The following is a 20,773-nucleotide window of genomic DNA, read 5'->3' on the forward strand; positions in this document are numbered from 1 at the left end:
ATGAGCATCATGGCCCCACGCAACAACCTCGTGAACCGCCTTTCCGAGTCCGGCGCCCGCTTCAAGGCGCTGCCGGCAGGCTCCAAAATCGCCTTGGCCTTCCTGCTGGCCATCGCCGCGGTGGCCCTCTTCGCCCCGCTGATTGCCCCGCACGACCCGCTGGCCACCGGAATCCCGGCGCAGAAGCCGAGCGCCGAGCACTTCTTCGGCACCGACCGGCTGGGCCGCGACATCTACTCGCGCCTGCTCTTCGGCGCCCAAGCCTCGCTGCTGGTCGGCCTGGGGTCGGTGGCGCTGGCACTGGTCATGGGCGGGCTGCTCGGTGCGTTGGCCGCCACCAGCGCCAAATGGGCCAATGAGACGATCATGCGCATCATGGACATGGTGATGGCCTTCCCGGGCATCGCCCTGGCCGCCGCGCTGCTGGCTTCGCTGGGCAACACCTTGCCGGTGATCATCTTGTCCATCGCGATCATCTACACCCCGCAGATCGCCCGGGTGGTCCGTGCCAACGTGCTGGCCCAATGGGGCGAGGACTATGTGCGCGCCGAACGCGTGATCGGCGCCGGGCGCTTCTACATCCTGGGCACCCACGTGCTGCGCAACTGCGCGGCCCCGGTGATGGTCTTCGCCACCGTGATGGTGGCCGACGCCATCATCCTCGAAGCATCCCTGTCCTTCCTCGGTGCAGGCATCCAGGATCCGGCCCCGAGCTGGGGCAACGTGATCTCCTACGGCCGCACCCTGGTGCTCAACGGCGCGTGGTGGGCGACCACCTTCGCCGGCCTGGTGATCCTGCTGACCGTGCTGGCGCTGAACATGCTGGCCGAAGGCATGACCGATGCGCTGGTGAACACCAAGGGCTCGGCCAGGAAGCAGGCGAAGAAGAACGGCGAGCCTGCGCTGGCCAAGGCCAAGGCGGCCGCGGACCCGCAGGCCGCCGAGCGGCTGCGCGGGGAACTGGACCTGCTGGCAGCGGCCGAGGCCCAGCGCACCGACCGCCTGGTGCTCGATACCTCCCAGGGCGCGCCGCGCACTATCCTGGAGGTCAAGAACCTGTCCATCCGCTTCCCGGAGCGCTACGGGGACACCCCGATCGTGCAGGATGTCTCCTTCGCGGTGCGCGAGGGCGAAACCATGGCGCTGGTGGGCGAATCCGGCTGCGGCAAGTCCATCACCTCGCTGGCCATCATGGGGCTGCTGCCGGGAAGCGCCCGGCTCTCCGGTTCCATCACCTTCGAGGGCAGGGAACTGCTGCCGGCCACCTCCGATGGCGGCACCCGGGCCGGGGACGACAAGGTCTACAAGGGACTGCGCGGCCAGCAGATCGCGATGGTCTACCAGGACGCGCTCTCCAGCCTGAACCCCTCGATGCTCATCGGCGACCAGTTGCGCCAGCTCACCCGCCGCGGCGGACGCAAGACCCCCGAGGAATTGCTCGCCCTGGTCAAGCTGGACGCCAAGCGCACCCTGCGCTCCTACCCGCATGAGCTCTCCGGCGGCCAGCGCCAGCGCGTGCTGATCGCCATGGCCCTCTCGCGCAGCCCCAAGCTGGTGGTCTGCGACGAGCCGACCACCGCGCTGGATGTCACCGTGCAGAAGCAGGTGGTCGACCTGCTCAACGAGCTGCGCGAGCAGCTGGGCTTCGCGATGGTCTTCGTCTCCCACGACCTGGCACTGGTGGCCTCGCTGGCCCACCGGGTCACCGTGATGTACGCCGGCCAGGTGGTGGAGTCCGGTCCGATCAGCGAGGTGCTCACTGACCCGCATCACGAATACACCCAGGGCCTGCTCGGCGCGGTGCTCTCCATCGAGTCGAAGGCTGAACGCCTGCACCAGATCCCGGGCACCGTCCCCAGCCCGTACGATTTCGCCGCCGGCGACCGCTTCGCCGAGCGTTCGCAGCGTGCCGGCGCCGACCCGGACCAGCACCTGTCCTTCGTCCCGGTGGACGCCGGCAGCGAGCACCGCTGGGCCAGCCACCAGGGCAATGGCAGCCACCTTCAAGGAGCCAGCAAATGAGCAACGCGATCATCGAGCTGCAGGATATCCACGTGCACCACAAGATCCGCGGCGGCAAGCTGTTCTCCCCGCGCCTGATCAAGGCCGTCAACGGGGTGGACTTCGCGGTGCGCCGCGGGCAGACCGTGGGCATCGTGGGCGAATCCGGTTGCGGCAAGTCCACCCTGGCCTCGGTGCTGGTGGGACTGCAGGAACCCACCAGCGGGCAGGTGCTGTTCAACGGCAAGCCGGTGGGCAAGCGCAACGCCGCAGGCCGCAAGGAGTTCGGGCGCAGCGTGGGCGTGGTCTTCCAGGACCCGGCCACCGCGCTGAATCCGCGCATGTCGATCATGGACACGCTCACCGACCCGCTGCGCGTGCATGGCATCGGCAGCGATGCTTCGCGCAAGGCCAAGGCGCTGGAACTGCTTGAGGTGGTGGGCCTGCCGGCTTCTGCGGCCTCGGCCCTGCCCAGCCAGGTCTCCGGCGGCCAGCGCCAGCGCGTGGCCATCGCCAGGGCGCTGGCCCTGGAACCTGCGGTGATCGTGGCCGATGAGCCCACCAGCGCGCTGGATGTCTCGGTGCGGGCACAGGTGCTGAACCTGCTCACCGACCTGAAATCCGAGCTGAACCTGGGCATGGTGTTCATCTCCCACGATATCCAGACCGTGCGCTATGTTTCGGACACCATCTGCGTGATGAACTCCGGGCAAATCGTCGAGCGAGGCGATGCCGCACAGGTATTCGACGCGCCCACCAATGACTACACCCGCACCCTGTTGGGTGCTGCCCCGGCACTGCTGGAGCACTAACCAATCGCCGCAATTGCGGCACCTAGAGAAAGACCGAATCCCCGTGGCTTACACGAACAACCCGAAGTACTCCGGCGTCATCCCGCCGGTCATCACCCCGCGCACCGCCGATGGCGCCATTGACGCCGCCGGCCTGGATGCCGTGGTGGAACACCTGATCGACGGGGGAGTGGCCGGCCTGTTCGTGCTCGGTTCCTCCGGCGAGGTGCCTTACCTGGCCAATGCCGAACGCGACGCGGTACTCGCCCGGATCGTGGCCGCCAACGCTGGCCGCGTGCCGGTGCTGGTCGGTGCCAGCGAGCAGACCACCGCCCGCGTCATCGACGAGGGCCAGCGCCTGATCGCCCTGGGCGCCGACGCGCTGGTGGTCACCACCCCGTTCTATGCCATCTCCAACGGCCCGGAGATCGAAGCGCACTTCACCGCCATCCACGACGCCCTGCAGGTCGACATCTTCGCCTACGACGTGCCGGTGCGCACCCACCACAAGCTGCCGCTGGATGTGGCCATCCGGCTGGCGCAGTCCGGCGCCATCGTGGGCGTGAAGGACTCCTCGGGCGACGACGTGTCCTTCCGCCAGCTGCTGCTGGCCACCAAGGACATCGAGGGCTTCTCGGTGTTCACCGGCCATGAGGTCGTCGTGGACGGGGCGCTGCTGGGCGGAGCCCACGGCGTGGTCCCGGGCCTGGGCAACGTGGACCCAGCCGGCTACCGCCGCCTGTTCGACCTGGCCGTGGCCGGCAATTGGGCCGGCGCCGCGGCCGAACAGGACCGCCTGGCCCGCGTCTTCGACATCGTCTACACCCCGGATGCTTCCCGGGTGTCGCCAGGGGCTGCGGGCCTGGGCGCCTTCAAGACCGCCCTGGTGGAACTGGGCATCATCGCCAATAACGCCATGAGCGCCCCGATGGCGTCGCTGGATGCCTCCGAGGCCGCCGCGATCCGCGGGATCCTGGCCGAAACCGGCCTGCTGCCGGTGGCCGCCAAGTAGGCCCTGGCCCAGTGCAAGAACAACTAGCAGGCGCCGGCGAGGTGCTCGCCCTGGATCTGGGCGGCACCAAGATCGCCGGCGCCGTAGTGCGCCGCGATGGCACCATCACCGCGCGCAGCCAAGCACCCACACCGGCCCGCGAAGGCGCCGCCGCAATCATCGCGGCCATGGCCGGCGTGGTGCAGCAGCTGCGCGGTGCATGCTCGGCGCAGCCGGCCGGATTGGGTATCGGCGCCGCCGGGGTCATCGACCCGGAAACCGCGAAGGTGGTATCGGCCACTGATACCTTGGCGGGCTGGGCCGGCACCGACATGGCGGCCGAACTGGGACGGCTCACCGGTTTAGCGGTGCGCGCGGTCAATGACGTGCACGCCCACGGTTTGGGCGAGGCCCGCTTCGGCGCGGGCCGGGGAACCGGCCAGGTGATGCTGTTGGCCATCGGCACCGGAATCGGCGGAGCCTACCTGCACGGCGGCCAGCTGGTCACCGGCTTCCACCACGTGGCCGGGCATATGGGGCACATCGATTCGGCCTACGCCACCGGGCTGGAATGCTCCTGCGGACGCACCGGGCATGTGGAGGCGATCGCCGCCGGGCCCGCGATCCACCGGCACTACCAGCGCTTGGCCGGCAACCCGCAAGTGCGCGACACCCAGGCGGTGACCGCGCTGGCCGAAGCCGGCGACGCCTTGGCCTATCGGGCAGTGCATACCGGAGGCCTGGCCGCAGGCGCCGCCGCCGGATCGCTGGCCAACGTGCTGGACCCGCAGAAAATCGTCATTGCCGGCGGGATGGCCGGGGCGGGGAAGATCTGGTGGGAGGGTCTGCGCGAGGGCTTCGCCGCCAGCGCCATCGACCTGGTGCGGGGCACCGCGCTGGAACCTGCCCGTTTGGGAACCGATGCCGCCCTGATCGGGGCGGCCAGCCTATTCTGGCCACAAGACTAAGAGGAGAAAGACATGTTGCTTTCGGCAGCAGCACTGCAAGCCCTGCGCGGACGGCTGATCGTTTCGGCGCAAGCCTATCCGGGGGAGCCGATGCGCCACCCGCAGACCATGGCGCAGGTGGCTGCCTCGGCGGTGATCGGAGGCGCCGGCGCGGTGCGCGTGCAGGGCATCGCGGATATCCAATTCACCCGTTCGGCCGTCGAGGTGCCGGTCATCGGGCTGTTCAAGGACGGCCATGAGGGCGTGTTCATCACCCCCACCATCCACCACGCCTTGGCGGTGGCCAACGCCGGGGCGCACATCGTGGCCCTGGACGGCACCCGCCGCGAACGGCCCGACGGCAAGAGCCTGGAACAAACCATTAGCGCGGTCCACGAACGGTCTGCCGCCTTGGTGATGGCCGACTGCGGGTCGCTGGACGACGCGCTGGCCGCCGCGCAGGCCGGGGCCGATCTGATCGGCACCACGCTGGCCGGCTACACCGGGGAACGGGACAAGACTGAGGGGCCGGACCTTGAGCTGCTGGAGCAGATCGCAGCAGCGGGCCTGGAGCCGCCACTGATTGCCGAGGGCCGGATCCACACCCCGGCGCAGGCCAAAGCCGCGCTGGATGCCGGCGCGTTCGCCGTGGTGGTGGGCACCGCGATCACCCATCCGGCGAGCATTACCGGATGGTTCGACGCCGCCCTGCGAGGCTAGGCGTTTTCTTCGTGGCTGGTAACTGGCCTACGCTTAAGCGCAGAACCTAATTCCTGCAGAATCGGAGAATCACCCCGTGGACGTCTTTATCAAGGGCCCTTCCAAGCGCGATGTAGCCGGCATGAAAGCGGCCTTCGGCGAGGTGGAAGCCGGAGACGTGATCTCGGTGCTCTACAAGACCGCCCGCTTCGGCAACTTCCTGATCACCGGCGCCGCGCACGCCACGGTGCTCGACGACGTCATGGTTGGCGGGCTGAACGCGGCCGCTGCCAAGAAGAAAGCCAAAGACGCCGACGGCGGCGAAACCATGGCCCGCCAGCCTGATAAGGACGTGCGCGCCTTCCCCGCAGTCTTCGAAGGCGAGTTCGCCCCGGAAGACGTTGAAGTTTCCGAGCTGTCCCACGGCGATTTGGTTGCCGCATCCTTCAGCCAGGAACCCTACGGTGATTTCGTGATTACCGGCGTGGTCACCGAGGCCGAAAATGATCGCGGCTACCTGATGGTCGGTCCGTGGATCCTGCAAACCGCCGACGGCGCGCCGCCGCGGTTGCTGTCGGTTCAGCGCGTGGCGGCCAACGGCACGCACGTGGCCCCGGTGCCTACGCGCCGCGGCCTGGTCGAGGTAGACGGACTGTAGCCAGCAAAGAGTTCGACAGGCCCCGGTGGATGAAATTATTTTTCATTCACCGGGGCCTTCTTTCTTCTTCCGGAAAGGAGATGCTGGCCGGTCATTTCACTTCTGGCCAGTGCATCAATGCCGAGAGCCGCTATCGATCGGTGGAGCGAGCACCACTTGGCTATCCGCCGAACGGCACGAGAACGATTATGAGTAATGCAGTTGCTCGTAATTATTCCAAGAGGCGTTATGACTAAGAACAACGCTCATTGTTGACACTCGCTGTTCAGTGAATAACTGGTAGGGCAATCAGCCATTTCGTTGTGCGGCATCGCGGCAGAGCGGTCGTTGGATGGCGGCAATTACAAGCCAGTCCTCACCGCGTCCAGTAGCCCGTCTCAATAGCACTTTCAGTGATGAAATCACGAGATTCGCAGTACAGGCAACCACAAAGCTAACCAGGATGGAACGCGAGCTTGGTGGGCAAATCTCGAACTTCGTACCGGTACTGCTGTGCTTTAAAGAAATGAATACCCATCAGTGTGGTCCTTCGGTAGTAGTGAGTTTGAAAATTCCAAAGGCGGGGTGATGAAGGAAATCTATGGGTATTTGTACACTTCTTACCCTTTGCTCACATTGATTGGCGAGGGTGCCTTTAAGTTCGGGGAGGAACCTTTGAGGGTTTTTTTACGCTTTCGTTATGGACCGCACGGCATTCCATGGCCGGCCAGCCCGGTTTTCCCACTGAGAATCTCCGGCAGCTATTCGCGGTGTGCCGTTCGGAGCTGTTGCATGAGCTGTTGCCGGCGCAGCGGGGGTAGGGTGTGTCCGCGGGTGGTGAAGGGGAAGATGGCCAGCCCTTTCTATTCGAAACGGGTTCGCCATGCGCGGACCTTCCCCGGAGGTACCCTGGCCACCTTGGAGGCCGATTCGTTAGCCAGACCGTCGGTGGCCGTCAGCAGGACCTGCGCGCGTTGCATGTTAACTTGGGAGGCGGTCTGCGATCTCGCGATCACTTCCAGTGCGGCGCGTTGGGAGTCGGAGATCGCTAAGGCGGCAGTGGGATGGTACGCGTTCGCGGTCCACCATTGGACTCTTTGAGTATTTCGGAGACGTACAACTAGCCGCGCAGCACCTGGCCAATGATCTCGACTCCCTGGCTGAAGGCTCCGGGATTCGGACCAGCAAAGTTCAACCGCAAAAAGCGTCCGGTCGGCTCGGCAGGGAACCAGCTGTCGCCGGCCGCGATCGCTACACCGCGCATCTCGCAGTCGCGCACCAGCTGTGCCGGATTAGCTGTATCGGGCAGCCGTACCCAGAGGTTCAGCCCGCCTCGGGGGATCTGTTCAACCTGGGCTTCGGGCAGATGCTGCGCCAAAGCATCCAGGACCAGGTCCCTGCGGGTTGCCAGCTGCTGGCGCACGGAGCACAAATGGGTGCGCCACCCGGGTTGCGTGACCACATCCAATGCGACCGCTTGCAGCGGGCCGCTGACATACATCGATTGCGCTTGGTTGTCGGCCAGGATCCGTTCACGTGCCGGGCCCCTGGCAATTACCCCGGCCACGCGCACTGCAGGGGAAACGCTCTTGGTCAGGGATCGCAGATACACCACATGGCCGCTGTCATCACGGGCGGCGACCGGTGAAGAATCCACGTCGATCCCGAAATCCTTGGCCCAGTCATCTTCCACCAGGAACGCGCCGCGATGCTTCAGGATCTCCAGTACCCGCAGCGAAACCTCGGGCGACCAGCGGGCGCCGGTGGGGTTGGCGAAATTCGGGTGCGCGTAGAAAGCGCGAGCCCCGGTTTGCTCGAAAGCACGGTCCAATACCTCGGTGTCCGGACCGTGCGGCCCAGCGGGAATGGGGATGAGCTGCACGCCGACCTGCGCGGCAGCCAGGATGGCGCCCCAGTAAGTGGGGGATTCGATGAGCATCGGCTTTCCGGACCCAACCAGCGAGCGGAAGATCGACCCCAGTCCGCTTTGGCTGCCCGGGAGCACGACAACATCGCTGGCCGCCGGGGCGCTCAGTCCCGGCGCGGTGATCGCCCCGAGTTCGCTGGCGAACCAGCTTTGCAGCTCCGGCAATCCCGCGGCTTCGGTGCGCTGGAGCACGGCGTCGCTGCGTGCAACTCGGGCGAAGGCGCTGCGCACCAGGCGTTCAGGCAGCAGCTCGCGATCCGGGTATCCAGAATGCAAGGAGATGACGTCATTGGGTGTCGCCCGCTGGGCGGCGGCCAACTCCGGCAACGGGCGATGGACGACCCCCAGCGCGGCGGTTTGCCAGGCGTAGTCGTGCGCCCGGGCTACCGGTTGCTTGCGGATGAAGGTGCCGATACCGGGGCGTGACTCAACGACGCCTTGGCCGATGAGCGTGCGCAAAGCCTTTTGCACCGTGACCGGGCTGACTTCGTGTTCCGCCACCAGAGCACGCGTGGAGGGCAACTGGCTCCCGGCAGGGGCTGCCGCAATCCACTCTTGGAGTTTCGCAACCACACGCTCACTGCTACTGTTAAACATGAAGCTACATAGTACCGCTACTGTCAATAATGGACAACCGCTATCCACCCCGGGTGCCGGACCGCTCTGGGGGCTACTGGGCGTTCTCGCTTTCTCCTTCACCGTGCCCTTCACCCGCATCGCCGTAGAGCACGGCCACCTGCATCCGCTGTTTGCCGGTGCGGGGCGATCGGTGATCGCCGCAGTGCTAGCCATCGCCGCACTCTGGTTGACCGGCCAGAAATTTCCTACGCGGCCGCAATGCTGGCGGCTGCTTGTCGTCGCCGGGGGAGTTGTCGCCGGGTTTCCGCTGCTGACCTCTTTTGCAATGACCTCGGCTCCGGCCAGCCACGGTGCGGTAGTCATCGCCATTTTGCCCGCGGCGACGGCAGTTGCCGCAGTGCTGCGCACCAAGGAACGTCCGAGCACCAGGTTCTGGATTGCGGCAGCTGCCGGGGCACTGGCCGCCCTGGCTTTTGCGGCTGTGCAAGGTGGCGGGCTGGGCGGGCTGCACGGAGCAGACTTGCTGCTTTTCGGCGCCGTACTGGCTTGCGCTATCGGCTACGCGGAGGGCGGCTTGCTCTCGCGCGAGCTCGGCTCGTGGCAAACCATCTCCTGGGCGCTGGTTCTCGCATCTCCGGTGATGCTGACGCTCGCCACCGTCTCAGCGGTCCAGCACCCGCCCACGGCGACACCCGGCGAGTGGGCTGCGTTTGCCTATCTCGGTGTCGTGAGCATGTTCCTGGGCTTCATCGCGTGGTACCGGGGATTGGCCATCGGGCCGATGGCGCAGGTGAGCCAGGTGCAATTGGCGCAACCGGTGATGACCATCTGCTGGGCGGGCTTGCTGCTGCACGAATCCATCGGTTGGCCCACCGTCGTGGGCGGATGCGCGGTCATCCTCTGCGCACTGCTCGCCGTAAGATCGAGGAACCAGCGCATCATTAAGGAGAACGGATCATGAGCTTGGCAGCGAAAAACAACGCGGCGCCGGCAACTGCGTGGACCGGGCTCAGTGCCTTCCCGCTCACGCCCTTGCGCGATGACCGGCTCGACGAGCCGGCATTCATTGGCCTGGTGCAGCGGCTAGTGCGGGCCGAGGTGGATTCGATCACCGTGCTGGGCTCAACTGGCTCGTATATGTACCTGGATCGCGCCGAGCGCCGGCGCGTCATCGAGCTGGCCGTGCAGCACGCGGACCGGATCCCGGTGCTTGCTGGCGTGGGTGCACTGCGCACTTCCCGCGTCCTGGAACATATTGGCGATGCCCGGGACGCCGGTGCCGTCGGCGTGCTGCTCGCCCCGGTGGGCTATCAGCAGCTGAATGACGATGAGGTCTTCGCTTTGTTCAAGGCGGCCAGTGAACACAGCGAGCTGCCGGTCATTGTCTACGACAATCCCCGAACCACCCACTTCGCCTTCAGCAACCGGCTCTACGGGCGCATCGCGCAGCTGCCCGGGATCGTGTCAATCAAGATTCCCGGGGTTCCAGCCGATCCGGTGCAGGCCAAGGAGCACGTGGCCGCAATTCGTGCGGTGCTGCCCGAACACGTGGGCATCGGCGTATCGGGCGACGCTTTAGGGGCAGCTGGCCTGATCGCAGGATGCAACGCGTGGTTTACCGCGGTGGGCGGAACCGTTCCGGCTCCGATGGTGGCAATAACCCGTGCCGTGCAGGCAGGAGACCCGCAAAAGGCGTTGGCGATCTCAGCGAGACTGGAGCCGCTGTGGGAGCTGATGGCACACTGCGGCGGGAGCCTTAGGATCAGTGCCGCCATCGCCGAGCATTTCGGCTGGGTAGCTGAAGATTGCTTGCCGCTGCCGGTTCAGGCGGTGAGCCCGAAAGAGCGGGAGCTGGTAGCCAAGGTGGTGGACGAGCTTTCACTGGGGGCTAGCTAGTTTGCCGGTGCCAAAAGGCAGCGGCGATCTGGTTCGCCGCCGTCCATCGGGGTAGGCTGTGGCGTACCTTCGAGCGAAAGCGAACCGATTCCCATGCCGCGACCCATTCGATTCGACCATGTAGGCATCACTGTTGCCGACCTCGAGATGGTGACCGGCTTCTTTGTCAGCCTGGGGCTGGAAGTGGAAGGCCGGGCGAACGGGCTTGAAGGCGAGTTCCTGGAGACCGTCTGCGCTGTGCCCGACTCGCGCACGAATATCGTGATGCTCAAGGCTCCCGGATCCAATGTGGGAATCGAGCTGTCGAGTTTCGAAAGACCAGCGCACCTGCCGGGAAACCGTGCGGCGATGGCCAATGAATTGGGACTGCGTTCGATCGCTTTCGAGCTCGATGACCTGCAGGCCACGGTGGATGACTTGAACCAGCACGGCTATCCGCTGATCGGCGGCATCGGACACTATGAAGGCGTGTGGAAAATGGCATACATTCGCGGACCTGAGGGGATCATTGTGGCGCTGGCCCAGCGCTTGAACGGTTAACCACCCGATACCCGCACCCAGAATGCTTTGGGATACGGGCATCGGCGTGGCTACGGGTTAGCCCTTGGCTTTCTGCAGCGACTTTTCGCTGACCGGCGCGTCATCGCTGGCGCGCAGCTTGCGGAAGTACTCCATGGCCTCGTCCTGGCGCTCGGCTTCGCCGCCCGAGGAGATGTCCGCGCGCAGGTGGTCCTGGGTGTAGGCGAAGGCCTCGACCAGGTCCTGTGCGTGCGGGCGCAGGCGGGCGAGCAGGCGGTTGAGGTAGCCGGGCAGGGTGCGGGCACGCTGCATGGAGAGCAAGCCGTGGGACAGGTACCAGCCCAGGTCGTCTTCGACCAGGCTCAGGGCGAAGACATCGCGCAGCCAGGTCAGCACCTCCTTGGTGGCAGCATCGCCGGTCTGCTCCAACGCGGCGGTGAACGCTTCCCAGCGCAAGAGCTGGCCGTGGTCGCGTGCCGCGGAGATCAGCAGGTCCTGGTTCTCGTTGAATGCCGCGGCGCCCTTGGCCTTGTCCTTGCCGGCAGCACGCAGGGCGCCGGCAACTTCGGCCACCTTGGCGTTGATGCGGTCGGTGAGCAGGGCACGCTGGTTCTCCGGGTCCTTGAAGAAGTTGGCGCTCTTGCGCTCGTCGGAGATATCCGCGAACGCCTGGCCGACGCTGCGCAGGCCCGAGCGGTGCAGGGCAGTGGTGCCCACCTGCTTGGCCACGTACAGGGCCATGGCCCCGGTATCGAGCTTGCGGAATTCGGCGGCATAGTCGGTGAGCAGGCGCTTGCCCACCAGCTGCAGCAGCACATTGTTGTCTCCCTCGAAGGTCACGTAGACATCGAGGTCTGCATAGAGCTGGGTGAAGCGGTTCTTGGCGATGAACCCGGCTCCGCCGCAGGCTTCGCGGCATTCCTGCAGGGTGTCCAGCGCGTCCCAGGTGCTCAGCGGCTTGAGCGCCGCGGCGAGGGTTTCCAGATCCTGGCGGTCCGTGTCGCTGTCCTCGCGCCCGGAGAACACCGCGTCGAACTTCTCCAGCAGCCCGTCGTGGGCGAAGGAGGACGCATAGGTGCGGGCCAGCCGGGTGAGTAGCCGGCGCTGGTGGCGCTGGTAGTCCAGCAAGGTGGTTTCCTCGGTGTCCGAGACGGAGTTGAACTGGCGGCGCTGATTGCCGTAGGTCACCGCGATCTGCAGGGCGATCTTCGAGGCGTTGGTGGCGGCGCCGTCCAGCGAGACGCGGCCCTGGACCAGGGTGCCGAGCATGGTGAAGAAGCGGCGGCCCGGGGAGGCGATCGGCGAGGAGTAGGTGCCGGATTCATCCACGTTGCCGTAGCGGTTGAGCAGGTTGGTGCGCGCCACGCGCACATTGGTGAAGTGCAGCCGGCCGTTGTCGATGCCGTTCAGCCCGCCCTTGAGCCCGTCGTCCTCTCCGCCGATGCCCTCCAGAAAGTTGCCCTGCTCATCGCGGATCGGCACGTAGAAGCAGTGCACGCCGTGGTTCACGCCCTTGGTGACCAGCTGCGCGAAGACGGTGGCGGCCTTGCCGTGCAGGGCCGCGTTGCCCAGGAATTCCTTCCAGGCCGCCTTGAAGGGGGTGTGGATGACGAATTCATCGGTGGCCTCGTCGTAGGTGGCGGTGGTGCCCACCGCGGCCACGTCGGAGCCGTGGCCGATTTCGGTCATGGCGAAGGCGCCGGGGGTGTCCAAGTTCATCGCGCCGGGCAGCCATGCCTTGTGGTGCTCTTCGGTGCCCAGGTGCAGGATCGCCCCGGCAAACAGGCCCCACTGCACGCCGGCCTTGATCTGCAGCGACGGGTCCGCGGCGACCAGTTCCTCGAAGGCGGCGATGGATCCGCCGTGGTCGTTCTTGCCGCCGAATTCGGTGGGGAAGGCGCGCTGGACGGCTTCCTGCTGCACCAGGATGCCCAGCTGGCCCAGAACGCGTTCGCGGTGCTCATCCATGCCCAGCAGCGGGTCGCGCTGCAGCTGCGGGTCCGCGGCGCGGGCGCGAGAGGCCTTGCGGATTTCGGCATAAGGGCCGAAGAGCTGTTCGGACAGGGCGTTGACGTTGATGCGGTTCACGCTCATGACGTACCTTTCATTTCGGTGGTGTCTCGGTTTGGGGTTGCACCTGGGTGCTTCAGCAGGTTTTCGGGGTCCGGGTGGAGGCGATGCCATAGGCCAGCCAATTGGTCAGTTCTTCGGCCAGCGACGGCAATGCCGGCTTGTTGGCGGAATCCGGTTGGCGCAGCCACTGTTCGCCGGCCGCGCGGACCATGCCCAGCGCCGCGCGCGGCCACAACTCCAGGGTCGCGGAAGTGGCGCGCTGGTCATAGAGCTTGAGCAGGCGTTCGCTCATCAAGCTGGATGCCTCTTCGAAGAAGGTGCTCAGGGCGCCAGCGGATTCATCGTCGGCGCAGCGCGGGGCCGATGTCACGAAGAAGTACAGGTTCGGGCTGTTGGCTGCCAGCTCCAGGTAGGAGGAAACCATGGCGTGCAGGGCGCTGATTTCGTCTTCCTTGGCCAGGCCTGCGGCGATGACGCGTTCGCGGAAGTCGTTGATCACCATGGCGCTCAGTGCCTGGCGCAGGCCCTCCTTGTCGCCGAAGTACCGGTAGTACACCGGTTTGGAAGTTTTCGCGTGATTGGCGATGTCTTCCATGGAGACCTGCGGGCCGAGCTTGTGCACGGCTTTGCGCGCCAGCTTGAGCAGTTCTTCGTGGCGCGCGGTGCGATGCGCTTGCCAGCGAGCTGCCCGGCCGTCGGTCTCGCGGTCGATTTCCCCAGTGATCTTGTTCACGTAACTCACAGTATCATGTACTCTTGGTTACAGTAATACTTGTCACACCAGAATATTTGTAGGAGTTCAACGAACATGAGCCAGCCCTCTGTGCGCAATGCCGTGATCATCGGTGGCAACCGCATTCCCTTCGCCCGTTCCAATACCGCCTACGTCAATGCGTCCAACCAGGACATGTTCACTGCAGCACTCGATGGCCTGGTCGCCCGCTTCGGCCTGCAGGGACAGCGCATCGGCGCCGTCGCCGGCGGCGCGGTGCTCAAGCATTCCAAGAACTTCAACCTGATCCGCGAATCGGTGCTCGGCTCCTCGCTGGATCACGCCACCCCTGCCTATGACGTGCAGATGGCTTGCGCCACCGGCATGGAAGCCATCGGCTCGCTGGCCAACAAGATCAAGCTGGGACAGCTCGATTCCGCCATCGGCGGCGGCGTGGACACCACCTCCGACGCGCCGATCGCCGTCTCGGATGCGCTGCGCGGCATCCTGATGGAGCTTTCCCGCGCCCGCAGCACCAAGGCCAAGCTCGCCGCGCTGGCCAAGCTGCGCCCAGGCCATCTGGCCCCCGCAGCCCCCGGCACCGGCGAACCGCGCACCGGCCTGTCCATGGGCGACCACCAGGCAATCACCACCAAGAAGTGGGGCATCACCCGCGAGGCCCAGGATGAACTGGCCCTGGCCAGCCACCAGAACCTGGGCGCCGCCTACGACCGCGGCTTCTTCAACGACCTGGTCACCCCGTTCAACGGCCTGTCCAAGGACAACAACCTGCGCGCCGACTCCACCATGGAAAAGCTGGGCAAGCTCAAGCCCGCTTTCGGCAAGAACCTGGGCGATGCGGCGACCATGACCGCCGGAAACTCCACCCCGCTGACCGACGGCGCCTCGGCCGTGCTGCTGGGCAGCGAAGAGTACGCGCAAGCCAACGACCTGCCAATGCTGGCCAATTTCGTGGACTTCGAAGCGGCAGCAGTGGACTTCGTGCACGGTGCCGAGGGCCTGCTGATGGCTCCGGCCTACGCCACCGCCCGGATGCTGGAGCGCAACAACCTCACCTTGCAGGACTTCGATTTCTACGAGATCCACGAGGCCTTCGCAGGCACCGTGCTCTCGACGCTCAAGGCGTGGGAGGACGAGGAATTCTGCCGCGAGAAGCTGGGGCTGGATGCCCCGCTGGGCGCCATCGACCGGTCGAAGCTGAACGTGAACGGCTCCTCGCTGGCCGCAGGGCACCCCTTCGCCGCCACCGGCGGGCGCATCATCGCCAGCACCGCGAAAATGCTGCATGAAAAGGGCTCGGGCCGCGCGCTGATTTCGGTCTGCGCCGCAGGTGGCCAGGGCGTCGTCGCAATTCTGGAGGCTCGCAGCTAATGGCGGACAAGTACATGGAACTGGTTAATTCCGGGATCACCAAGAAGCTGGCCACCCTGCTGGGCTTGCCGCGTCCTCCGCGCTTGCGCCGCTACAGCCCCGATGCGCCACTGCTGCCCGGCCCGGTGCTGGTGCTCGGTGCCTCGTCCAACGCCCAGGACCTGAGCGACACCCTGGTCGCCTGGGGGCTGGATGTGCGCCGGCACGACGCCGGCGATGCCAAGCTCGGCGGGCTGGTGCTGCTGCTCGATGAACTCGAGCACCCCACCGAGCTGTCGCCGCTGATGCTGGCGGCCGGCCAGGCGTTGCGCAAGCTGCTGCCAGGTGGCCGCGTGGTGGCCTTCTCCCGTCCCGCCAGCGATGACGATGCGCCGGAGCTTTCCGCCGTGCGCCAGGGGATCGACGGCATCGTGCGCTCAATGGGCCGCGAAATGCGAGCGGGGGCCACCGCCAATGGCATCGTGCTTGCCGAAGGCACCAGCGTTGCCAGCCCTAGTGCGCTGGCCGCGCTGCGCTTCTTCTTCTCCGGGCGCAGCGCCTACGTGGACGGCCAGTTCCTTTCTGTGCGCACCAATGATGGCGTGCTGCCTGCCGACTTCGCCAAGCCGCTGGCCGGCAAGGTCGCGGTGGTGACCGGTGCCGCTCGCGGCATCGGCGCGGCCATCGCCAAGACGCTGTCCCGCGACGGCGCGCAGGTGGTTGTGGTGGATATGCCTGCTGCCGGCGAATCGCTAGCCAAGGTCGCCAACTCCATCGGCGCCACCGCCTTGCAGCTGGATGTCACCGCCCAGGATGCCGCCCAGCAGATCATGGACCATGCGATCGGCCGCCATGGCTCGCTGGATCTGGTGATCCACAATGCCGGCATCACCCGGGACAAGCTGCTGGCCAATATGGATGCCGGCCGCTGGGACTCGGTGATTGCCGTGAACATCGCTTCGCAGCTGCGCATGAATGAAGCCTTCCTGGCAGCCAAGCTGCCCGGTTTGCGCATCGTTTCGCTGGCTTCCACCTCCGGCATTGCCGGGAACCGCGGCCAGACCAACTATGCAGCTTCCAAGGGCGGGGTGATCGGCATGGTGCACGCCAGCGCCAAGCTGTTTGCAGAAAATGGCGGCTCCATCGCCGCTGTGGCTCCCGGGTTCATCGAGACCGAGATGACCGCGAAGATCCCGCTGGGTACCCGCACCGTTGCCCGCATGGTTCTGCCTTCGCTGATGCAAGGCGGTCTGCCGGTAGACGTTGCCGAGGCGATTAGCTTCCTCGGGTCGGATGCCGCAGCCGGGTTGAACGGCCAGGTGCTGCGGGTCTGCGGCCAATCGCTGGTAGGTGCCTAGATGGGTGCGCAGTTCGTCACCGGGATTCCCTCGATGGCCTCGGTCTATGCCAAGGCCGTGAAGACCCTGAAGCGGAAGCCGAAGAATCCGGTGCTGCCCGAAACCGTCCTGGTCTTCCAGGGCGCCAAGGCCGATCCGGTGAAACTCGCCGAGTTCCGCCAGGCCGTAGGCGCGCCGATGAACGGCGTGCTGCCCAGCCTCTACCTGCACTCGCTGGCTTTCCCGCTGGCTATGTCCTTGATGGTGCAAGATGATTTTCCCATGCCGCTGCTGGGCATGATCCACCTGTCCAACCAGGTCGACCTGGACCAGCCGCTGGGGGAGCACGAAGCATTCGATATCGAGGTGCACAGCGAGAACCTTTCGGCCCATCCCCATGGGGCCACCTCCGACTTGGTGATGCGCCTCGTGGTGGACGGGCAGGACCGGGTGCTGCTGCGCAGCACGTTCTTGGCCAAGGGCGTGCGGCTCGAGGGCCGCACACCGGAGAAGAGCGCGCATCCGGCCTTTGCTGCACCGCAGCGTACCGCGAGCTGGAAACTGGATCAGGGAACGGGACGTCGTTGGGCCGCAGTAGCCGGCGACTACAACCCGATTCACCTGTCCGCGCTCAGCGCCAAGGCGTTGGGCATGCCAGCGGCTATTGCCCACGGCATCTACCTGGCAGCCCGGGCATTGGCGGGGATCGAACCAGCCAACGGAACGTACCACTGGAGCATCGAGTTCAAGACCCCGGTAGTGCTTCCGGCATCGGTTGACCTGGCCTTCCAGCCGCAAGCCGATGGGTACAAGGTCCACGCGTGGAATGCACGCAAGTCCAAGCCCCACTTCGAGCTGGATCTGGTGCGCAGCTAGGCTCCACCGCTAGTGCCTTGGCCTTCAATGGATTTCCAATGAAGGCCAAGGCACTATTGCATTCAACGTACTTGGCGCTCGGACTGGGCGACACGGTAGCTGGCCAGGGTGGCCACGGCCGCGCGTTCCCAGGTGAAGAGGGCCGAATGTTCCAGCGCCCCATGTCCGGCAGCGGTAATCTGTTCAGGATCCCGGGCCAGTTCAAGCAGCTTAGCGGCCCAAAGCTGGGCATCAGGCTCGGTCATGAGCCAACCGGATTCGCCGTCATTGACGGCGTAGGCCAACCCTCCCACCGCATTGGCCAACACCGGCGTGCCGCAGGCCTGCGCTTCGGCGGCTACCAACCCGAAAGTCTCGGAGAGCGACGGTACCGCAACGACGTCGGCATTGGCGAAGACGAGCGCCAGCTTCTCGGGGGAGAGCGGATCGAAGAACCGGACGACGTCCTCCAAGCCGTGGCGTTGGGCTTGCGCTGGCAGGTCGTAGTCCGTTGCCCCGGACAGCGCGCCGAACAGCGATGCGGTAATGCGCAGGGCTGGATCCTCGCGACGCGCGATGCCCATGGCTTCGAGCAGAAGATGGGCTCCCTTCAGCGGTTGCATGCGCCCGGCGTAGACCAGGTGCAAGTCATCGTCGCCCAGAGGCCGGCGCAGCTTGTCCTGATCCGGGTGGAAGATGCGGTGGTTGACGCCCGGCAGGACGATGTCGAGCTTGTTCGAGTCCACGGCGTAGAAGCGCTGCAGCTGTTTCGCCTCGACGGGCGTGTTCGCGATGATGCGCGCGCAGGCGGCGAGCAGCTGCTTCTCCGCTTCCTTTCGCTTCCCCGGCTCGGGGAGACCTGATTCGTGTTCCTTGGCCGCGGCCGAGGTGTGCATCGAGACCAGCAAGGGAGCGGACCAGCGCTGCGCCAGTTGCAGCCCCACCATTCCGGAGAGCCAATAGTGCCCGTGGACGACATCGAACTTCACTCCGTGCAAGTGCGTTGCGATTTCCTCCGCGGCCTCGTCGATGATCGCCGGGAGCTGTTCCTTGGCAAGGTTCCGATGGGCAGCGATCTGCACCTGATGCATCCACACGCCCTCGCTGACCTGGAGCGACTCGGATTCGTTGGCGGTGCGCGTGAGCATGTGGACTTCGTGGCCCAGGGCGCCCAGCGCATAGGAAAGGTTCTGGATGTACACGTTCATGCCACCTGCATCGCCGGAGCCCGGCTGCTGCATCGGTGAGGTATGCAGGGAAAGCATGGCTATGCGCATGTTCAGTACTCCAGTAGTGCTGTGCTAGTGACGGAATTTTTCGTTCAAAACTCCGCCTCTGATGCTATCAAGAAGCCAGGTCCAGCATGTTCGCGTTCGCCGATGTCCAGTGATCGACCATCTCCGCTCCGCCGTGGCCATCGGTCTCGCAGATAACCAGTGAGGAAGCTGGCCAGAGCTGGTGAAGTTTCCATGCCGTCATTGACGGTCCGGAAACATCGGCTCGTCCGTGGATCAAAACGGCCGGCAGGTGCCGGATCCCAGCCATATTCTCGATGATCGGCGGCTGGCAGAAACCATCATGGGCCCAGAAATGAGTGGTCAGCCGTGCCATCGAATGCCGGAAGCGGCGGTCATGCCAGCGCGGATCGCGGATTACCTGCTCCGATCCGAGGGAAATGTGGGTATCCTCCCATAGCGCCCATTCGCGGGACGCCGCATCGCGAAGTTCCAGATCGGTGGAGCCGAGCAGTTGCGCGTAGGCCTCGACCAGTCGCAGTTCACCCGCCGCGTAGGCCGGAATGTGGCTGCTGGCGAATCGCGAGAAGCGGTCCCATGCTTCCGGGAAGAGCGCTCCAACAGTTTCGGTGATCCATTGGACTTCTTCACGGCTCGTTGTCGTGACGGCGAAAAGCACCATGCCGACGACGCGTTCGGGATGGGCCTGTGCGTAGGCGAGAGCCAAGGTCGAGCCCCAGGACACGCCATTGATAATCCATTTCTCGATACCCAGCCCGACACGCAGCGTTTCGATATCGTCTATCAGCCGCTGGGTAGTGAATTCTCCCATGTCCGTATCCGCAGCGGCTGCCGAGGGGAGAGAACGTCCGCAACCGCGCTGTTCAAAACCAATGAGGCGAGTACGGGACAGATCCCAGCGGTTCCGGTAGCCGCTCGCGCCGAGTGTTCCTCCTGGTCCACCGTGCAGGTGCAGTGCCGGGATTCCCTCGGGACTGCCGAACTCTTCCCAGTACAGCTGGTGGCCATCATCAGTTGGCATGAGCCCCTGCTGGGCGGGGATGTTGCCCGGGGAAGAATCAGTCATATAAGCACTTTACGACAGCGCACGTGCAAGCGCGGCGGAGGCATGCGCCGCATCCTCAATCGAGGGCGGGGATCCGTTCGGATTAAATAAAGAAATCCCCGGTTGACCGAAGTCAACCGGGGATTCTACCTGTGCGCGAAAGGGGACTTGAACCCCTACCCTCTTGCGAGGACTAGCACCTCAAGCTAGCGCGTCTACCTATTCCGCCACCCGCGCAGGTTGTCTGTTGTTCGCGTTGTTATCGCTGGCAACGAAGTAAAACTTTACCACCCCCAGCAGGGGATTTCCAATCGGGAAACTCCCCGCAACTGGAGGGTGAAAACCCCGGAATTCCGCGGGAAAACCGGGATTGAGTAGAGGTTTAAGGTAAAAAATCAGAAAATCAGTGTCGAGTGTCACAGGAATATGATGCGATCTGCCTAGTGAAACGCGGGTTTAGCGGTTCTACTGCGAAGATGGGCCGAGCCTGGCGGACAGCGTTGCCGCATCGAGAACTTCGTTGAAGATCGCGCCACCAGGTTCCAAGCCGCGGCCCGCGGCCAAGTTGGGCAGGAGGACCGGAGAGAAACCCAGGGCGACGGTAAGTTCCGAAACCGTCTGGGCATCCTGCTTGTTATCCGAGGCGACGCCCAAGGCGCGTTGCGCGGATTGCTTGGTTGCCCGATCCGCGTCCATGTCCCAATGGCTGATGTGATTGAGGGCTTTGACCACGCGAGAGCTCTTGAAATGGGTTGCAATGCCTTCGGAGCTGGACAAGCCAGCGTCAAGTGATGTTTCCAGCCAGTCGGGAAGCGGCTCGTCTTCCCAGCGATTGGTCGCATCCACCAGCAAGATGCCAGCCAGGGATGGGACATCAATGTCGTCGAGTTCCTCTTGGGGCACCATGAGCACCACCAAATCGGCATCCTCGGCAATGTCTTCGGCCAATACGGCGGTGGCATGCGATGCGTACTGTGCCAGGTGGTACTTCATCATCCGTGGCGGCCTGGAACCTGCGATGCGTACGTCGATTCTGGCCGATGCTGCTGCGCGGGCGAGGGCTGTACCGGCTCGTCCCGCTCCGAGGATTCCAATCCGCTTGATGCTCATAATCTCCAGCCTAAACGCGAAAGCCAT

Annotated in this window: 18 protein-coding genes and 1 tRNA gene; 12 read left to right on the forward strand and 7 right to left on the reverse strand. The window is 65.0% G+C overall.

Translation table 11 applies throughout. The features are described from left to right. The 6 genes from ACIOTL_RS08625 to ACIOTL_RS08650 all read left to right on the forward strand — a co-directional run bounded on the left by ACIOTL_RS08625 (position 1) and on the right by ACIOTL_RS08650 (position 6,087). Entirely contained in the window at positions 1-2,022 is a 2,022-nt protein-coding gene (locus ACIOTL_RS08625; protein ID WP_400342363.1) for a dipeptide/oligopeptide/nickel ABC transporter permease/ATP-binding protein, read from the forward strand. Beyond that, positions 2,019-2,813, forward strand: coding sequence for an ABC transporter ATP-binding protein (locus ACIOTL_RS08630; RefSeq protein ID WP_105657809.1), 795 nt, complete (start codon positions 2,019-2,021; stop codon positions 2,811-2,813). The genes ACIOTL_RS08625 and ACIOTL_RS08630 overlap by 4 nt, the downstream gene beginning before the upstream one ends. A 43-nt stretch (positions 2,814-2,856) precedes the next feature. Beyond that, a complete protein-coding gene (locus ACIOTL_RS08635) occupies positions 2,857-3,804 on the forward strand; it encodes a dihydrodipicolinate synthase family protein (protein WP_400342364.1) in 948 nt (315 codons plus the stop codon). 11 nt (positions 3,805-3,815) lie between these two features. Beyond that, the gene (locus ACIOTL_RS08640) at positions 3,816-4,751 is read left to right on the forward strand and encodes an ROK family protein (protein WP_400342365.1); all 936 of its coding nucleotides are present in this window, start codon (positions 3,816-3,818) and stop codon (positions 4,749-4,751) included. A gap of 12 nt (positions 4,752-4,763) precedes the next feature. After that, positions 4,764-5,450, forward strand: a complete 687-nt coding sequence (locus tag ACIOTL_RS08645) for an N-acetylmannosamine-6-phosphate 2-epimerase (protein WP_332498801.1) — start codon at positions 4,764-4,766, stop codon at positions 5,448-5,450. A 76-nt stretch (positions 5,451-5,526) separates the two neighbouring features. Beyond that, positions 5,527-6,087, forward strand: coding sequence for a hypothetical protein (locus ACIOTL_RS08650; protein ID WP_105661251.1), 561 nt, complete (start codon positions 5,527-5,529; stop codon positions 6,085-6,087). Positions 6,088-7,186: 1,099 nt separating this feature from the next. On the opposite strand, the gene ACIOTL_RS08655 is transcribed toward ACIOTL_RS08650, so the two are convergent. Further along, entirely contained in the window at positions 7,187-8,590 is a 1,404-nt protein-coding gene (locus tag ACIOTL_RS08655; protein ID WP_105657814.1) for a PLP-dependent aminotransferase family protein, read from the reverse strand. On the opposite strand from ACIOTL_RS08655, the gene ACIOTL_RS08660 reads away from it, so the two are divergent. The 3 genes from ACIOTL_RS08660 (at position 8,589) to ACIOTL_RS08670 (ending at position 11,008) form a co-directional block, all read left to right on the forward strand. Beyond that, positions 8,589-9,533, forward strand: coding sequence for a DMT family transporter (locus tag ACIOTL_RS08660; protein ID WP_388021992.1), 945 nt, complete (start codon positions 8,589-8,591; stop codon positions 9,531-9,533). The genes ACIOTL_RS08655 and ACIOTL_RS08660 overlap by 2 nt on opposite strands. Next, positions 9,530-10,468: a dihydrodipicolinate synthase family protein gene (locus ACIOTL_RS08665; protein WP_105657816.1), complete on the forward strand. Its 939-nt coding sequence runs from the start codon at positions 9,530-9,532 to the stop codon at positions 10,466-10,468. Before ACIOTL_RS08660 ends, ACIOTL_RS08665 begins: the two co-directional genes overlap by 4 nt. Before the next feature lie 93 nt (positions 10,469-10,561). Then, entirely contained in the window at positions 10,562-11,008 is a 447-nt protein-coding gene (locus tag ACIOTL_RS08670) for a VOC family protein (protein ID WP_105657817.1), read from the forward strand. Positions 11,009-11,065: 57 nt separating this feature from the next. On the opposite strand, the gene ACIOTL_RS08675 is transcribed toward ACIOTL_RS08670, so the two are convergent. Beyond that, positions 11,066-13,081 (reverse strand): acyl-CoA dehydrogenase, encoded by a 2,016-nt coding sequence (locus tag ACIOTL_RS08675; RefSeq protein WP_400342366.1) that lies wholly within the window; start codon positions 13,079-13,081, stop codon positions 11,066-11,068. Between the two features lie 52 nt (positions 13,082-13,133). Then, a complete protein-coding gene (locus ACIOTL_RS08680) occupies positions 13,134-13,793 on the reverse strand; it encodes a TetR/AcrR family transcriptional regulator (RefSeq protein ID WP_400342367.1) in 660 nt (219 codons plus the stop codon). Positions 13,794-13,868: 75 nt separating this feature from the next. Between ACIOTL_RS08680 and ACIOTL_RS08685 the strand changes: the two genes are divergently transcribed. The 3 genes from ACIOTL_RS08685 to ACIOTL_RS08695 are packed head-to-tail and all read left to right on the forward strand — an operon-like array spanning position 13,869 to position 17,356. Next, the gene (locus ACIOTL_RS08685; protein WP_400342368.1) at positions 13,869-15,164 is read left to right on the forward strand and encodes an acetyl-CoA C-acetyltransferase; all 1,296 of its coding nucleotides are present in this window, start codon (positions 13,869-13,871) and stop codon (positions 15,162-15,164) included. Beyond that, the gene (locus ACIOTL_RS08690) at positions 15,164-16,501 is read left to right on the forward strand and encodes a 3-oxoacyl-ACP reductase (protein ID WP_388021998.1); all 1,338 of its coding nucleotides are present in this window, start codon (positions 15,164-15,166) and stop codon (positions 16,499-16,501) included. Before ACIOTL_RS08685 ends, ACIOTL_RS08690 begins: the two co-directional genes overlap by 1 nt. Then, positions 16,502-17,356: a MaoC family dehydratase gene (locus ACIOTL_RS08695; protein ID WP_400342369.1), complete on the forward strand. Its 855-nt coding sequence runs from the start codon at positions 16,502-16,504 to the stop codon at positions 17,354-17,356. It abuts the gene before it with no gap. A 62-nt stretch (positions 17,357-17,418) separates the two neighbouring features. Here ACIOTL_RS08695 and ACIOTL_RS08700 read toward each other — a convergent pair whose 3' ends face one another. The 4 genes from ACIOTL_RS08700 to ACIOTL_RS08715 all read right to left on the reverse strand — a co-directional run bounded on the left by ACIOTL_RS08700 (position 17,419) and on the right by ACIOTL_RS08715 (position 20,746). Continuing rightward, on the reverse strand, positions 17,419-18,612 hold the full coding sequence (locus ACIOTL_RS08700; protein ID WP_332727068.1) for a glycosyltransferase: 1,194 nt from the start codon (positions 18,610-18,612) through the stop codon (positions 17,419-17,421). 67 nt (positions 18,613-18,679) lie between these two features. After that, on the reverse strand, positions 18,680-19,657 hold the full coding sequence (locus ACIOTL_RS08705) for an alpha/beta fold hydrolase (RefSeq protein WP_400342370.1): 978 nt from the start codon (positions 19,655-19,657) through the stop codon (positions 18,680-18,682). A 132-nt stretch (positions 19,658-19,789) separates the two neighbouring features. Then, positions 19,790-19,873, reverse strand: a tRNA-Leu gene (locus ACIOTL_RS08710). Between the two features lie 228 nt (positions 19,874-20,101). After that, positions 20,102-20,746, reverse strand: a complete 645-nt coding sequence (locus tag ACIOTL_RS08715) for an NADPH-dependent F420 reductase (protein ID WP_105657865.1) — start codon at positions 20,744-20,746, stop codon at positions 20,102-20,104. Positions 20,747-20,773 lie beyond the last annotated feature (27 nt).

Origin of the sequence: Glutamicibacter sp. NPDC087673 (assembly GCF_044743255.1) — a bacterium.
Taxonomy (GTDB): domain Bacteria; phylum Actinomycetota; class Actinomycetes; order Actinomycetales; family Micrococcaceae; genus Glutamicibacter.

Excerpts from the sequence above, each read along its gene's own strand:
- ACIOTL_RS08625 (WP_400342363.1), top strand. The coding sequence starts at position 1 with ATGAGCATCATGGCCCCACGCAACAACCTCGTGAACCGCCTTTCCGAG.
- ACIOTL_RS08630 (WP_105657809.1), top strand. The coding sequence starts at position 2,019 with ATGAGCAACGCGATCATCGAGCTGCAGGATATCCACGTGCACCACAAG.
- ACIOTL_RS08645 (WP_332498801.1), top strand. The coding sequence starts at position 4,764 with ATGTTGCTTTCGGCAGCAGCACTGCAAGCCCTGCGCGGACGGCTGATC.
- ACIOTL_RS08660 (WP_388021992.1), top strand. The coding sequence starts at position 8,589 with ATGAAGCTACATAGTACCGCTACTGTCAATAATGGACAACCGCTATCC.
- ACIOTL_RS08655 (WP_105657814.1), bottom strand. The coding sequence starts at position 8,590 with ATGTTTAACAGTAGCAGTGAGCGTGTGGTTGCGAAACTCCAAGAGTGG.
- ACIOTL_RS08665 (WP_105657816.1), top strand. The coding sequence starts at position 9,530 with ATGAGCTTGGCAGCGAAAAACAACGCGGCGCCGGCAACTGCGTGGACC.
- ACIOTL_RS08670 (WP_105657817.1), top strand. The coding sequence starts at position 10,562 with ATGCCGCGACCCATTCGATTCGACCATGTAGGCATCACTGTTGCCGAC.
- ACIOTL_RS08675 (WP_400342366.1), bottom strand. The coding sequence starts at position 13,081 with ATGAGCGTGAACCGCATCAACGTCAACGCCCTGTCCGAACAGCTCTTC.
- ACIOTL_RS08685 (WP_400342368.1), top strand. The coding sequence starts at position 13,869 with ATGAGCCAGCCCTCTGTGCGCAATGCCGTGATCATCGGTGGCAACCGC.
- ACIOTL_RS08690 (WP_388021998.1), top strand. The coding sequence starts at position 15,164 with ATGGCGGACAAGTACATGGAACTGGTTAATTCCGGGATCACCAAGAAG.
- ACIOTL_RS08695 (WP_400342369.1), top strand. The coding sequence starts at position 16,502 with ATGGGTGCGCAGTTCGTCACCGGGATTCCCTCGATGGCCTCGGTCTAT.
- ACIOTL_RS08700 (WP_332727068.1), bottom strand. The coding sequence starts at position 18,612 with ATGCGCATAGCCATGCTTTCCCTGCATACCTCACCGATGCAGCAGCCG.
- ACIOTL_RS08705 (WP_400342370.1), bottom strand. The coding sequence starts at position 19,657 with ATGACTGATTCTTCCCCGGGCAACATCCCCGCCCAGCAGGGGCTCATG.
- ACIOTL_RS08715 (WP_105657865.1), bottom strand. The coding sequence starts at position 20,746 with ATGAGCATCAAGCGGATTGGAATCCTCGGAGCGGGACGAGCCGGTACA.